12 protein-coding genes are annotated in these 13,935 nt (G+C 63.2%); 3 read left to right on the top strand and 9 right to left on the bottom strand.

Annotated features, from left to right (window positions below; genetic code table 11):
- Positions 1 to 45: 45 nt before the first annotated feature.
- The 9 genes from PspR32_RS05150 to edd all read right to left on the bottom strand — a co-directional run bounded on the left by PspR32_RS05150 (position 46) and on the right by edd (position 10,880).
- Positions 46 to 1,392, bottom strand: coding sequence for a carbohydrate porin (locus PspR32_RS05150; protein ID WP_010220169.1), 1,347 nt, complete (start codon positions 1,390 to 1,392; stop codon positions 46 to 48).
- 54 nt (positions 1,393 to 1,446) lie between these two features.
- Entirely contained in the window at positions 1,447 to 2,607 is a 1,161-nt protein-coding gene (locus tag PspR32_RS05145; RefSeq protein ID WP_010220170.1) for an ABC transporter ATP-binding protein, read from the bottom strand.
- 5 nt (positions 2,608 to 2,612) lie between these two features.
- Complete coding sequence (locus PspR32_RS05140) at positions 2,613 to 3,458, bottom strand: carbohydrate ABC transporter permease (RefSeq protein ID WP_100781976.1); 846 nt, start codon at positions 3,456 to 3,458, stop codon at positions 2,613 to 2,615.
- Positions 3,451 to 4,359 (bottom strand): carbohydrate ABC transporter permease, encoded by a 909-nt coding sequence (locus PspR32_RS05135; RefSeq protein WP_010220172.1) that lies wholly within the window; start codon positions 4,357 to 4,359, stop codon positions 3,451 to 3,453. Before PspR32_RS05135 ends, PspR32_RS05140 begins: the two co-directional genes overlap by 8 nt.
- Positions 4,360 to 4,494: 135 nt before the next feature.
- The gene (locus tag PspR32_RS05130) at positions 4,495 to 5,757 is read right to left on the bottom strand and encodes an ABC transporter substrate-binding protein (RefSeq protein ID WP_010220173.1); all 1,263 of its coding nucleotides are present in this window, start codon (positions 5,755 to 5,757) and stop codon (positions 4,495 to 4,497) included.
- A gap of 134 nt (positions 5,758 to 5,891) precedes the next feature.
- Positions 5,892 to 7,286, bottom strand: coding sequence for an ATP-binding protein (locus PspR32_RS05125; protein WP_269467562.1), 1,395 nt, complete (start codon positions 7,284 to 7,286; stop codon positions 5,892 to 5,894).
- A 43-nt stretch (positions 7,287 to 7,329) separates the two neighbouring features.
- Positions 7,330 to 8,028: a response regulator gene (locus tag PspR32_RS05120; RefSeq protein ID WP_036994276.1), complete on the bottom strand. Its 699-nt coding sequence runs from the start codon at positions 8,026 to 8,028 to the stop codon at positions 7,330 to 7,332.
- Between the two features lie 75 nt (positions 8,029 to 8,103).
- Positions 8,104 to 9,057, bottom strand: a complete 954-nt coding sequence (locus PspR32_RS05115; RefSeq protein ID WP_159388163.1) for a glucokinase — start codon at positions 9,055 to 9,057, stop codon at positions 8,104 to 8,106.
- Complete coding sequence (gene edd / locus PspR32_RS05110) at positions 9,054 to 10,880, bottom strand: phosphogluconate dehydratase (RefSeq protein WP_010220177.1); 1,827 nt, start codon at positions 10,878 to 10,880, stop codon at positions 9,054 to 9,056. The genes PspR32_RS05115 and edd overlap by 4 nt, the downstream gene beginning before the upstream one ends.
- A 269-nt stretch (positions 10,881 to 11,149) precedes the next feature.
- On the opposite strand from edd, the gene gap reads away from it, so the two are divergent.
- From gap to PspR32_RS05095, 3 genes are all read left to right on the top strand, one after another.
- Positions 11,150 to 12,151 carry a type I glyceraldehyde-3-phosphate dehydrogenase gene (gene gap / locus PspR32_RS05105; RefSeq protein ID WP_010220178.1) on the top strand — a complete coding sequence of 334 codons (1,002 nt, stop codon included), beginning with the start codon at positions 11,150 to 11,152 and terminating at the stop codon, positions 12,149 to 12,151.
- A 126-nt stretch (positions 12,152 to 12,277) separates the two neighbouring features.
- On the top strand, positions 12,278 to 12,790 hold the full coding sequence (locus PspR32_RS05100; RefSeq protein ID WP_010220179.1) for an RNA polymerase sigma factor: 513 nt from the start codon (positions 12,278 to 12,280) through the stop codon (positions 12,788 to 12,790).
- Positions 12,791 to 12,883: 93 nt separating this feature from the next.
- Entirely contained in the window at positions 12,884 to 13,846 is a 963-nt protein-coding gene (locus tag PspR32_RS05095) for a FecR family protein (RefSeq protein WP_026001135.1), read from the top strand.
- The last annotated feature ends 89 nt before the right edge of the window (positions 13,847 to 13,935 follow it).

Below are 13,935 nucleotides of genomic sequence, written 5' to 3'. Positions count from 1 at the left end.
GACCGCACAGCGGTCGCAATATGCGTAAATTTACAACATATCACCTCAGAACGACGACTGAATCTTCAACCCGGCGACCAGCGCGTTATCCACCTCATCGACCCCGCCCGGGCTCTTGATGTACTGCAGGTTCGGCCGCACGGTCAGCCAGTTGGTGACGTGGAAGCCGTAGTACAGCTCGGCGTTGTATTCGGTCTTCTGGATCGGCACGAAACCGGCGTCGTTGTAATCCTCGATGCCGCTTTGCTGATTGAGCAGTTGCGCGCGATCCTTCACATCATCGTTGACGTGAATGCGCGCCACGCCAAAGCCGATGTCATCCTTGGGCCGGCCATCGAAGGCACCCTTGTAGACCATGCCCACCTGCTGGTAGTTGTCCACCACGTTGGTGGCCTTGTCGTGCACGGTGAAGTTGGCGAACAGGCTCAGGCCGCGGTTGGCATCGCCGTTGTGCGCGGTGACCTGCTGCTGGGCCACCACCCACCAGCCATGCTTGCTCGAATGCGACTTGAAGGCGGCGCCGGTCAGCGCCTGGGGCTGGCCATTGACATCGTCATACAGGTCATCGGCCTTGGCCGTGCTGTAGTAGTAACCCAGGCGGTACTCGCCCGGCAGGCCATTGACCTGCGGCGACCAGACCAGTTCCACCGGCAGGATCATGCCCTTGGTGCCGCTGCCGCTGAGCTTGAAGCCGTTGCCGGTCTCGAGGTTGGAGGGGTTCTGCTCATACACGCCGACCTGGGCGAAGAACTCCGGGGTTATGTTGTACTTGACCCGCATCGCCCATTGGCTGACCGGCCAGTTGTACCAGATGCCACCCACCCAGTTGCCCACTTGCGAGCCGCAGAACGCCAGGTTCTGGAAGTCGCAGGGGAAGCTGTTGAAGTCCTCGCCTTCGCCAAAGCGCCCGACCTTCACGTCCAGGGCGCCGTCGAAGTACTTCTGTTTGACCCACATCTGCGTCAGGCGCCAGGTCTGGCCGCGGCCCCAGACCTCCTGAACCGAACTGAACTGCCCGGCGCGCGGGTCGCTGATACGGTCGTTGGACAGGTTGCGACCGCTACGCTCGGTGATCGCCAGCTTGAACTCGGCATCCTGCCAACCGAAGATCTTCTCCAGGTCCAGGTGCGCGCCGAGGGCGAACTGGTCACTGTAGCGGGCAGTCTTGTCGTCGTTGTAGCCACCGTTGAGGTTGCCGGCCACCTCACCGACGTAATCGAGGGTGAAGTCGTAGCCCTTCTCCAGCAATTCGGTACGGGTACCGCCCCAATCGCCGCTCATCCATTTCGACTCCGGGGCAAAGGCGCCGGCCGCCTGCACCCCGCAACTGACGCCCAGGGCCGCCAGCAGGGTCAATGGCGCCAGTGGCTTGATACGCTTGAAGTGATCCATCCCTTGTTTCCTCGTTTTATTGTTCTCGATGGGTTTCTACGTTCTCTAACGAATTCAGCGGCCCTTGAATTGGGCGACATTATCCTTGCCCGCCTGGGCCAGTACCGGCGCAGCGACGCCCAGGCGCTCGCCAGTGGCGGCATCGAACAGCAGCACCCGCGCCGGGTCGAACTGCAGGTTCAGGGTGTCGCCCACCTGGGTCGGTACATCCGGGGCCAGGCGGCAGCAGACTTTGGTCTGGTTCAAGGTAACGAACACCAGCAGGTCCGGGCCGGTGGGTTCGGTGACTTGCACCTCGGCACGAATACTCGGCAAACCATTGGCCTGGGCCGGGGCCAGGGCGATCTGTTCCGGGCGAATGCCGAGGATCACTTCACGGTCCTCCAGGCCCGCCGTCTCGATACCCAAGGGTAGCTCGCAGCGCGCCTGGCCACTGTCGAGCAGCGCCAGCAGGCGGCCGTCCTGGCGTTGCAGGCGCAGGGGAATGAAGTTCATCGGTGGCGAACCGATGAAGCTGGCGACGAACAGGTTGGCCGGATCGTTGTAGATCTGCTGCGGGGTGCCGAACTGCTGGATCAGCCCGTCCTTCATCACCGCCACCTTGTCGCCCAGGGTCATGGCCTCGATCTGATCGTGGGTGACGTACACCGTGGTGGTCTTCAGGCGTTGATGCATCAGCTTGATTTCGGTGCGCATCTCCACCCGCAGCTTGGCGTCGAGGTTGGACAGCGGCTCGTCGAACAGGTAGATCTTCGGTCGCCGCGCCAAGGCCCGGCCCATGGCCACGCGCTGCTGCTGCCCCCCGGACAGCTGACCGGGCTTGCGCGTGAGCAGATGCTCGATCTGCAGCAGCTTGGCCACCCGTGCCACCTCTTCATCGATGGCGGCGGCGGGCATCTTGCGCATCTTCAGGCCGAAAGCGATGTTGTCGCGCACGTTCATGGTCGGGTACAGCGCGTAAGACTGAAACACCATGGCGATGTCGCGATCCTTGGGGCTCATCCCGCTGATGTCGGCATCGTCCACCAGGATCGCCCCGCCGCTGATCTGTTCGAGGCCGGCGATGCAGTTCATCAGGGTCGATTTACCACAACCGGACGGGCCGACCAGGATCAGGAACTCGCCGGAGTCGATCGACAGCTCGATGTTTTTCAAGGTGTCCGGCAGGCCGCTGCCGTAGCTCTTGTTGACGTTGCGCAGTTCAAGCGTTGCCATTGTGTTTACCCCTTGACCGCGCCGGCCGTGAGCCCGCGCAGGAAATACTTGCCAGCCAGCACATAGACCAACAGGGTCGGTAACCCGGCGATCATCGCCGCCGCCATGTCGACGTTGTATTCCTTGACCCCGGTGCTGGTATTGACCAGGTTGTTCAGGGCCACGGTGATCGGTTGTGCGTCGCCGCTGGCGAACACCACGCCGAAGAGAAAGTCGTTCCAGATCTGGGTGAACTGCCAGATCAGGCAGACCATGATGATCGGCACCGACATCGGCAGCAGGATGCGCCCGAAGATGGTGAAGAACCCCGCGCCATCGAGCCGCGCCGCCCGCACCAGGGCATCCGGCACGCTGCAGTAGTAGTTGCGGAAAAACAGCGTGGTAAAGGCCAGGCCATAGACGATGTGTACCAGCACCAGGCCGCTGGTGGTGCTTGCCAGGCCAAGCTTGCCGAGGGTGAACGAGGCCGGCAGCAGCACGGTCTGGAACGGCAGGAAGCAACCGAACAGCAGCAGCCCGAAGAACAGCTGCGAGCCCCTGAAGCGCCACATCGACAGCACATAGCCATTGAGCGCACCGAGCAGGGTCGAGATCAGCACCGCCGGCACGGTGATCTTCACCGAGTTCCAGAAGTAGCCACCCACCGTGTCCCAGGCCTTGATCCAGCCAATGCCGGTGATCACCTCGGGCCAGCTCAGCAGATTGCCGGTACGGATGTCTTCCGGCGACTTGAAGCTGGTCAGCAGCATCACGATCAGCGGGATCAGGTACAGCGCGCAGGCCAGGATCAGGGTCGAATAGATGGCCAGGCGGCTGAGGCTCAATGAGCGGGGAGCGAGGGACCTAGTCATGGCGCTTGTTCCTCAGTTCCGAATACAGGTAAGGCACCAGGATCGACAGGATCGCGCCGAGCATCAGGATCGCACTGGCCGAGCCCATACCCATCTGCCCGCGGCTGAAGGTGAAGGAGTACATGAACATCGCCGGCAGGTCCGAGGCATAGCCCGGGCCGCCCGCGGTCATCGCCGCGACCAGGTCGAAGCTCTTGATCGCGATGTGCGCAAGGATCATCAACGCACTGAAAAATACCGGACGCAGGCTCGGCAGGACGATACGCAGGTAGATGCTCGGCAGGCTGGCGCCATCGACTTGCGCGGCGCGAATGATCGATTGATCGACGCCGCGCAGGCCGGCCAGGAACAGCGCCATGACAAAGCCCGAGGCCTGCCACACGGCGGCGATCACCAGGCAGTAGACGACCCGGTCGGGGTCCACCAGCCAGTCCAGGCGAAAGCCTTCCCAGCCCCAGTCGCGGAGCATCTTGTCCAGGCCCAGGCCGGGGTTGAGCAGCCATTTCCAGGCGGTGCCGGTGACGATCATCGACAGCGCCATCGGGTACAGGTAAATGGTGCGAATGAACCCTTCGCGGCGGATGCGCTGGTCGAGCAGCACCGCCAGCAGCACGCCGATCACCAGGCTGATGGCGATGAACATACCGCCGAACAGCAGCAGGTTCTTGCTCGCCACCCACCAGCGGTCGTTCTCCATCAGCCGCGCGTACTGCGCCAGGCCCACCCACTTGTAGCTGGGCATGAAGCTTGAGTTGGTGAAGGACAGGACGAAGGTCCAGAGGATGTAGCCGTAAAAGCCCACCAGGACGATCAGCATGCTCGGCGCCAGTACCAGTTTCGGTAGCCAGCGCTGCAGGGCGTCCAGGGGTGAGGCCTTGTTGATTGTGGCAACAGTGCTCATCAGAAAGTCTCGGTTGAAGGGCGGCGCTGCGCACCGCATCGCTGGCAAGCCAGCTCCCACAATGGACTGCATGCACCGACCCTATGGGAGCTGGCTTGCCAGCGATGAAGCCCCGCAGAGTCGTTGCCTACACCATCACTTGGCCGACTTGATCGCCGAATTCAGCTGTTTGACCGCCGTCGCCGGGTCGGCTTTCGGGTCGTTGAAGAAGTTGGTGACAACATCGAAGATCGCCCCTTGCACCGCCAGGGAGGTCGCCATGTTGTGGGCCATGCTCGGTTGCAGGCCGTCACCTTTTTCCGCTTCCTTGAAGTCCGCCGCCGACTTCTGCGTACAGGCGTCGAACTGGCTCATGTCCATGTCCTGGCGCACCGGCAGGGAGCCCTTGTTCTGGTTGAACACGGTCTGGAACCGCGGCTCCAGGGCGACCTTGGCCAGGTCGTTCTGGGCCTTGATGTCGTTCGCGTTCTTGAGCTTGAACATCGCCAGCGAATCGATGTTGTAGGCGAAGCTGCCCTGGGTGCCGGGGAAGGCCACGCACTGGTAGTCCTTGCCCGCGACCTTGCCGGCGGCAGTCCATTCGCTCTTGGCCCAGTCGCCCATGATCTGCATGCCGGCCTTGCCGTTGATGACCTCGCCAGCGGCAATGTTCCAGTCACGTCCGGCGCGGTTAGGGTCCATGTAGGTGCCCAGGCGTTGCAGGGTCTTGAACACCTCGATCATTTTTTCGCCGGTCAGGGTGTCTTCGTCCAGTTCGACAAAGGCTTGGTGATAGCCCTGGGGCCCGAGGATGCTCAGCACCAGGTCTTCGAACACGGTGCTGTCCTGCCACGGCTGGCCACCATGGGCCAGCGGGGTGAAGCCGGCAGCCTTGAGCTTGTCGGCGGCAGCGAACAGTTCGTCGAGGGTGGTCGGCACCTTGGCACCGGCCTTGTCGAACACCTGCGGATTGATCCACAACCAGTTGACCCGGTGGATGTTCACCGGCACCGCTACATAGTGGCCGTCGTACTGCATGAGCTGCGCAACTTTCTTTGGCAGCAGGGCATCCCAGTTGTTGGCTTTGGCGACATCATCGAGCTCAGTGAGCAGGCCCAGCGCGCCCCATTCCTGGATATCCGGCCCCTTGATCTGGGCGGCGCCCGGCGGGTTGCCGGCGACCGCGCGGCTTTTCAGCACGGTCATGGCCGCGGCGCCACCGCCACCGGCGACGGCATTGTCCTTCCAGGTGAAGCCGTCTTTCTCGACTTGTTCCTTGAGGGTTTTCACCGCCGCGGCTTCACCGCCGGAGGTCCACCAGTGGGTGACTTCGACCGTACCGTTAGCGGCAGCAACAGCACTCAAGGGCAACAAGGAGGCGAGAGAAATGACAGCGGCGAGGCGATTGATCGCATTCATCGAGAGGAACCTTTTCTTGTTGTTATGCAGGTGCAAGTCGTGGTGCTTGCGCTTGCATCAGAGTCTAACCAGCGGCACCTATGCCGGAGGTAACGAAGGGATGCGCGAATGTCACAGGCTGGTGACATTCGCTTTCAGTCACTGCTGCGCGGCAGGCTCAGGGTCACCCGCAAGCCGCCCTCACGCAGGTTGCGCAGGCTCACTTCACCGCCATGGCTGTGCGCGATGTTGCGCGCGATACCCAGCCCCAGACCGTAACCCTGCTGCTGCCCGGCCAGGCGAAAGTGCGGCTCGAACACCTGTTCCTGACGCTGCTCAGGCACACCCGGGCCCTCGTCGTCGACCTGCAAAACGAAGTCACTGTCGCTGTCGAGGATGCGCAGGTGAGCACGCTCGCCATACTTCAGGGCGTTGTCGATCAGGTTGCCGATGCAGCGCTTGAGCGCCAGTGGCTTGCCGGGATACGGCGCCAGCGCGCGGCCTTCAAGCGTGATCTGGCCGCTGCCCAGGTACGGCTCGACCAGGCATTCGAGCACCTGGTTGAGGTCGATACGCTCGATGTTCTCGTGGATGTCGGTGTCTTTCACGCATTGCAGTGCGCCCTTGACCAACATCTCCAGCTCATCCAGGTCGCGGCCGAACTTGGCCTGCAACGGCTCGTCATCCAGCAGCTCGACCCGCAGGCGCAAACGCGTGATCGGCGTGCGCAGGTCGTGGGAGATGGCGCTGAACAACTGGCTGCGTTCGGTCAGGTAGCGGCTGATGCGCTCGCGCATGGCATTGAAGGCCCGGCCCACCTCCTCCACTTCGCTGCCACCGCCTTCCGTCACCGGCTCGACATCGGCCCCCAGTGACATTTCCCTGGCAGCCAGGGCCAGGCGCTTGAGCGGGCGGCTCTGCCAGTGCACCAGTAAACCGATGAACAACAGCAGGAACGAGCTGGTGAGCACGATGAACCACAGCTGCTGACTCGGCAGACCCTGTTCTTCGAGGCTGGTGTAGGGCTCGGGCAGCAACGAGGCGATGTACAGCCATTCGTCTTCATCCAGGCGGATCTGGGTCACCAGCACTGGCGGGTTGATCGGCTCCAGGGTCAACGCATAGTGCGCCCAGGAGCGCGGCAGCTCATCGAGTTTCAGGCCGCTGTTGAAGATCCGCAGATCCTGCGGGCTGACGAACTGGATGGAGATTTCCAGCTGCGCGCCAAGGCGCTGGTGCAGCACGTCGCCGACGGCATCGATCACCGCTTGCTTGCGCGGCGTGGCCGCCAGCACCTGCATGCCCAGGGGTTTGTCATTGAGGGAAACGACAAAACGGGTGCCGCCCATGCTGCGCAACTGGTCGAGCACCATCGGCCGGTACGCCACCGGCAGCGAACGAAAGTAACTGACGCTGGCACTCATCGAATGGGCCAGGCTGCGCGCGCTGGCGACCAGGCCCTCCATCTGGCTGGCGCGCAGTTGCGACAGCCAGATCAGGCTCGACAGGCCCTGCGCCAGCAGCACCACCAGCAGGGTCAACAGCAGCATCCGCCCCAGCAGCGAGCGCGGCAGCGGCAGTCGCCAGCGCCCTTCAGTGCGCAGGCGCAACGTTGGCCGCCAGCAGGTAACCACTGCCGCGTACGGTACGAATCAAACGCGGCGGTTTGTCTGTGTCGCGCAGGCGTTGGCGCAGGCGGCTGACCGCCATGTCGACGATACGGTCCAGGGGCATCGGCTCGCGACCGCGGGTGGCATTGCCGATGGTGTCGCGGTCGAGGATCTGTTGCGGGTGATCGAGGAACAGTTTGAGCAAGGCAAAGTCGGCGCCGGAAAGGATCACCTCTTCACCATCGCGGTGGAACAAGCGGTGGCTGATGGTATCCAGGCGCCAGTCATCGAAGGCCAGCACATCACCGCCATTGCGCTCCTGGCCAAAACCGGCACGGCGCAACAGGGCTTTGATCCGCGCCTGCAGTTCACGCGGACTGAAGGGTTTACCCAGGTAATCATCGGCGCCCAGCTCCAGGCCGATGACCCGGTCGGCCTCGTCGGAGCTGGCAGTGAGCATGATGATCGGCACCTGCGCCAGGCGCGGATGCTGACGCACCCAGCGGCACAAGCTGAAACCGTCTTCGTCGGGCAGCATCACATCGAGGATCACCAGGTCGCAATCGCTGGCATCCAGAGCCTGGCGAAAGCCGCGCCCGTCGGCCACCGCCTGGACGCTGAAACCGGCACGGCTCAGGTAGGTTTGCAACAGCTCACGGATGTCCTGGTCGTCGTCGACCATCAGTATCGACTTGCTCACGCATCACTCCTTGTCTATCAGGGAGAGGGCCTCACGGGGCAAGCCCGCCCCCAGATATCAGCCGGCTTGTTGCAAAGCTACGCCAGCCCCGAGTAAACCGGAGAACTCAGCGGTTACCAACCATACCGGGACATCCTTGAAGTAGCCACTCATGCAGCCCTTGTCGGCAAAGCTGGCGCTAAAGCCGCTGCGCAGGAACAGTTCGGCAAAGCGCGGAATCACGCCGCCGACGATATACACCCCGGCGCGTGCGCCGAGAGTCAGGACATCATTGCCCGCTACCCGGCCCAGGAAGCAGCAGAACTGCTCGATCACCGCCAGGGCAACAGGCTCACCGGCCAGCGCCGCATCGGTGATCGCCGCCGGGCTCTGCAGCGGTGCGGGCAGGCCGTCCAGCGCGCAGATGGCCTGGTACAAACGCAACAGGCCGCCGCCGCTGAGGACGGATTCGGCGCTGACATGACCGATTTCGTTCTCGATCTGCTGACGAATCTGCGCTTCGCGGGCATTGCCCACCGGCAGGTCGACATGCCCGCCCTCGCCGGGCAAGGCCATCCAGCGGTCCTCTCCCAGGCTCAGCAAGGTGCCGACGCCAAGACCCGTGCCCGGGCCGATCACCAGGGCCGGGCGGCCGGCATCGGGCGTGCCGTCGCAAACGGTACGGTACTCGCCCGTCTGCAGACGGGTCATGCCCAGGGCCATGGCGGTGAAGTCGTTGATCAGCAGCAAGCGCTCGACCTGCAAGGTCTTGCAGAACGCCTGACGGCTGAGGCGCCAGTGGTTGTTGGTAAAGCGGAACTCATCGCCATCGACCGGCCCGGCCACCGCCAGGCACACCGCGCCCAGCTCACCGCGGGCCAGGCCATGATCGGCCAGATAGGCACCGATGGCCTGTTCCGGGCTGGTGTAGTCGGCCGTGGCAAAGACCTGCACCGCGTGCATGCGGTTGTCTTCCCAGAGGGCAAAGCGCGCGTTGGTGCCACCGATATCGCCGACCAGTGCGCGCTTCACTTGAGCGTCTCCAGTGCCGAGGTGAAGGCGCTGGCGCCCTTCTCCGCCGGGCTCAGGGCGGTACGCAGGAAGCCAAACAGCTCGCGGCCGCAGCCCAGGTCATTGCCGCTCGGCGCCGCCGGCAGTTCACGATCAGCCAGTTCGGCCGCACTGAGCTTCACGGTCAAGGTGCCGGCCACACCGTCGACGCGGACGATATCACCATCGCGCAGGCGTGCCAGCGGGCCGCCATCGAAGGCTTCAGGGCAAACATGAATGGCCGCGGGGATTTTCCCCGAAGCGCCGGACATACGCCCGTCGGTTACCAGTGCCACCTTGAAGCCACGATCCTGCAGCACGCCGAGGAACGGGGTCATCTTGTGCAACTCGGGCATGCCGTTGCAGCGCGGGCCCTGAAAGCGCATCACCGCGACAAAATCGCGCTCCAGCTCGCCGGCCTGGAACGCATCGGCCAGCGCCTGCTGGTCATGGAAGACCCGCGCCGGGGCTTCGACCACCTGATGTTCGGGAGCGACGGCGGAGACTTTCATCACCCCGCGCCCGAGGTTGCCTTCCATCACCCGCAGGCCGCCTTCGGGCGAGAACGGCCGCGCGACCGGACGCAGGATTGCCTCGTCCAGGCTCGCCTTTGGGCCTTCGCGCCAGACCAGCTTGCCACCCTCGAGGAACGGCTCCTGGGTGTAACGGCGCAGACCGTGGCCAGCGACGGTGTTGACGTCTTCGTGGAGCAAACCGGCATCGAGCAGTTCGCGAATCAGCAAGGCCATGCCGCCGGCGGCCTGGAAGTGGTTGATGTCGGCCTTGCCGTTCGGGTAGACGTGAGACAGGGTCGGCACCACCTCCGAAAGCTCGGCCATGTCCTGCCAGGTCAGCTGGATGCCCGCCGCCTGGGCAATCGCCGGCATGTGCAGGGTATGGTTGGTCGAGCCGCCGGTGGCGTGCAAGGCAACGATGGAGTTGACCAGGGCTTTCTCGTCGACGATCTCGCCCAGGGGCATGAAGTTACCGCTGGCCTTGGTCATGCGCGTGACCTGTTGGGCGGCCTCGGCGGTGAGGGCATCGCGCAGCGGCGTGTACGGGTTGACGAACGAGGCGCCCGGCAGGTGCAGGCCCATCACTTCCATCAGCAACTGGTTGGTGTTGGCGGTGCCGTAGAAGGTGCAGGTGCCGGGGCTGTGATAGGACTTCATCTCCGACTCCAGCAGCTCCTCGCGGCTGGCCTTGCCTTCGGCGTAACGCTGGCGCACATCGGCTTTCTCCTTGTTGGAGATGCCCGACGGCATTGGCCCGCCCGGGACGAACAGGGTCGGCAGATGGCCGAAGCGCAACGCGCCCATTAGCAGGCCGGGGACGATCTTGTCGCAGATACCGAGCATCAGCGCCGCGTCGAACATGTTGTGCGACAGGGCAATGGCGGTCGACATGGCGATCACTTCGCGGCTGGCGATGCCCAGCTCCATGCCTGGCTCACCCTGGGTGACCCCGTCGCACATGGCCGGCACGCCACCGGCGAACTGGCCGACCGAGCCAATCTCGCGCAGCGCCTGTTTGATCTGTTCGGGGTAATGCTCATAGGGCTGATGCGCCGAGAGCATGTCGTTGTAGGCGGAGACGATGGCGACGTTGGCCGCGTTCATCATTCGCAGGCTCTGTTTGTCCTGGCTGCCACAGCCGGCGACACCGTGAGCGAAGTTGGCGCATTGCAGCTTGGCGCGCATCGGCCCGTCGCTGGCGGCCCCGCGAATCAGTTCAAGGTAGCGTTCACGGGTGGGGCGACTGCGGGCGATCAGCCGTTGGGTGACCTCAAGAATGCGCGGATGCATGTACTGGACTCCAGGCTATCGGTGGTTGCGACCTCTGCGGCGGTTTCCCTTATCAACGATCGCGGCCTAGGCTCAAAAACAGGGGCGATGCGTTGCGGGAGGAACGGCTTGGCCGATCGCTCGTTGTAGATTGAACAAAATACTGCCAGCAAAAAGGCTTGTTTTCTATTTTTTTACGAATAATCTTGTAATTCCAACAACAAAAACAGATGCAGTGAAGCAAAACTTCAATTGCCACGGGCTTCACCCGGTCTGCCAGAGGTAGCTCCATGACCCTTCGTATCGCAATCAATGGCTTTGGCCGCATCGGCCGCAACATCCTTCGCGCACTCTATACCCAAGGCTACCGCCAGGACCTGCAGGTCGTCGCCATCAACGACCTGGGCGACAGTGCGATCAATGCCCATCTGCTCAAACACGACAGCGTCCACGGCAGCTTTGCTGCCACGGTTGAATCCGATCACGAGAGCATTACTGTCAACGGCGACCGCATTGCCGTCAGCGCCATCCGCAATCCGGCGGAGTTGCCATGGAAAGCCGAAGCCATCGATGTGGTGTTCGAATGCACCGGCTTGTTCACCGAACGCGCCAAGGCGGCCGCCCATCTTACTGCCGGGGCTGGCAAAGTCATTATCTCGGCACCGGCCAAGGGTGCTGATGCCACAGTGGTGTATGGGGTCAACCATGACATCCTGCGCCCTTCGCACCAAATCATCTCCAGTGCTTCGTGCACCACCAACTGCCTGGCGCCGCTGGCCCAGGTACTGCACCGCGAGTACGGTATCGAACAAGGCTTGATGACCACCATCCACGCCTACACCAACGACCAGAACCTGACCGATGTCTACCACAGCGACCCGTTCCGTGCCCGCTCGGCGACCCAGTCGATGATCCCGAGCAAGACCGGCGCGGCCGAAGCGGTGGGCCTGGTGCTGCCGGAGCTGGCCGGCAAGCTCACCGGCATGGCCGTGCGGGTGCCGGTGATCAACGTGTCGCTGGTCGACCTTACCGTCAACCTTGAGCGCGAGGCCACGGCCACGGCAGTCAATGAGTTGTTCAAGGAAGCCAGCCGGCATTCCAAGGTGCTGGGCTACAACAGCCTGCCGCTGGTGTCCTGTGATTTCAACCATAACCCGCTGTCGTCGATTTTCGATGCCAATCACACCCGCACCAACGGGCGCATGCTCAAGGTGCTGGCCTGGTACGACAACGAATGGGGCTTCTCCAATCGCATGCTGGATAACTGCCTGGCGCTGTGCAACGCCCGTTGACGATCGCTGTGGGAGCTGGCAAGCCAGTTCCCACAGGTCCAGTGTCGCAGGTTAAAAAACGCCAATACTTGACCAAGGCGTTGATGATAAGCATTATCATTCGCCACGCCATGGTCGGGTACCGCTGTGAGTCAGTCCCAGTTCAACGCCGTTTTCCTCGCGCAGCGCGTCAGCCTGCTGCGTACCCTGCAGCGCATGGTGGATAACCCCAGCACTGCCGAGGACCTGTTGCAGGAGACCTACCTGCGGGTGACCCGCGCCCTTGGCGAACGCCCCATCGAACACCTTGAACCCTTCGTGTTCCAGACTGCGCGCAACCTCGCCCTCGATCACTTGCGCGCACGCCGGGCGCAGTCGCGCAACCTGGTCGACGATGTACCCGAGCAGATCCTGCACAACGTCGCCGCGCCCAGCAGCAGCGCCGAAGACGCCGCCCACGCCGAACAATTGCTCAAGCGCCTGAGCGTCAGCCTCGCGCAATTGACCGAGCGCCAACAACGGATCTTCATCCTCAGCCGCCTGCATGGCGCCAGCTACCTGGAAATCGCCGAGCAGTTGAACGTCTCGGCAAGCACGGTTCAGAAGGAACTGAAACTGATCATGGCCATCTGTGTGGGGGTAGCCGACCGGCTGCAGTAAACAGCCTGTCGTCGATCGCAGCTAAACCCTTGCCATCCCCATGGATACCCCCGATCATTCGCGCAAAAGCGCCAACCCGCCAAGGACCCACCCGTGACCGACCGTCCCGCCCCTCGCCCCTCGCCACCTGGCCAAGGTGCCAGTGATCAGGCCATGGACCAGGCTCTGGACTGGCTGATTCGCCTGCAATGCGCGTCGGAACAAGATACCCAGGCCTTCGAAGCCTGGCTGGAAGCCGATCCGGCCAATGCCCGGGCCTACGTCGAGGCCGAAGCGATCTGGAACGGCGCGCCGTTGCGTCAGGTTGCCAGCCAGTTGCAACAGGGGCAGCGCCGCACGCTACGCTCACGCATCCGCCCGCACTACAAGCCCCTGGCCGCAGCCGCCGTGCTGCTGGTAGGGATTTTCACCCTTGGCAACCTGCCGCTGCGCCTGCAGGCCGACCACCTGACCGTGGTGGGTGAACGCCAGCGGCTACAGCTGGACGACGGCTCCAGGGTGTTGCTCAACACCAATTCGGCCTTTGCCAGCGACCTGCGCGACAACCGTCAGGTGGCCCGGCTGCTGCAGGGCGAGGCCTACTTCGAAGTGCCCGCCGGTACCCAACCGCCCCTGGAGCTGCAGGCCGGCCCGTTGCGGGCCAGCGTGCGCGACACCGATTTTGCCGTGCGCTACCTCAACGGCGAAGCCCAGGTGCGGGTGCAACGCGGTGACGTCGACCTGCAGGCCAGCAGCGACCAGCGCATTCGACTGTCGGCGGGGGACAGTATCAGCGTCGGGCCCAACGGTTTCAGCCAACGCGGGCGCCTGGACGCGCAGAAGGACCTGGCCTGGGTCCAGGGCCGCCTGGTATTCGAAAATTGTCCGTTGAGCCAGGTGCTGGCCGAACTGCGCCGCTACTACCCCGGCTGGATCATCAACGGTAATGAGCACCTGGCAAACGTCGCGGTCACTGGCAACTACCGCCTCGACCAACCCCTGGAAACCCTGCGCGCCCTTGCCCACATCACCTCGGCGCAGCTGCACGAATACCCGGCACTGGTCATTCTCAACTGACGCAAAAGTTTTTTTACGCGATCCCTGAAGCTGTTACGTCTCGTTATAGCCAATGCAACTGATTCTTATTTTTGAGTCAGCCAGCACCT

This window comes from Pseudomonas sp. R32, from assembly GCF_009866705.1.
Taxonomy (GTDB): Bacteria; Pseudomonadota; Gammaproteobacteria; order Pseudomonadales; family Pseudomonadaceae; genus Aquipseudomonas; species Aquipseudomonas donghuensis.
The sequence above is the reverse complement of the archived record's forward strand: the minus strand, read 5'-3'. Positions and strand labels throughout refer to the sequence as shown.

What these genes read in the sequence shown, in the direction of transcription:
- PspR32_RS05150 (WP_010220169.1), bottom strand. Translation starts at nt 1,392, where the DNA reads ATGGATCACTTCAAGCGTATCAAGCCACTGGCGCCATTGACCCTGCTG.
- PspR32_RS05120 (WP_036994276.1), bottom strand. Translation starts at nt 8,028, where the DNA reads ATGGTCGACGACGACCAGGACATCCGTGAGCTGTTGCAAACCTACCTG.
- gap (WP_010220178.1), top strand. Translation starts at nt 11,150, where the DNA reads ATGACCCTTCGTATCGCAATCAATGGCTTTGGCCGCATCGGCCGCAAC.
- PspR32_RS05135 (WP_010220172.1), bottom strand. Translation starts at nt 4,359, where the DNA reads ATGAGCACTGTTGCCACAATCAACAAGGCCTCACCCCTGGACGCCCTG.
- PspR32_RS05145 (WP_010220170.1), bottom strand. Translation starts at nt 2,607, where the DNA reads ATGGCAACGCTTGAACTGCGCAACGTCAACAAGAGCTACGGCAGCGGC.
- edd (WP_010220177.1), bottom strand. Translation starts at nt 10,880, where the DNA reads ATGCATCCGCGCATTCTTGAGGTCACCCAACGGCTGATCGCCCGCAGT.
- PspR32_RS05130 (WP_010220173.1), bottom strand. Translation starts at nt 5,757, where the DNA reads ATGAATGCGATCAATCGCCTCGCCGCTGTCATTTCTCTCGCCTCCTTG.
- PspR32_RS05125 (WP_269467562.1), bottom strand. Translation starts at nt 7,286, where the DNA reads ATGCTGCTGTTGACCCTGCTGGTGGTGCTGCTGGCGCAGGGCCTGTCG.
- PspR32_RS05140 (WP_100781976.1), bottom strand. Translation starts at nt 3,458, where the DNA reads ATGACTAGGTCCCTCGCTCCCCGCTCATTGAGCCTCAGCCGCCTGGCC.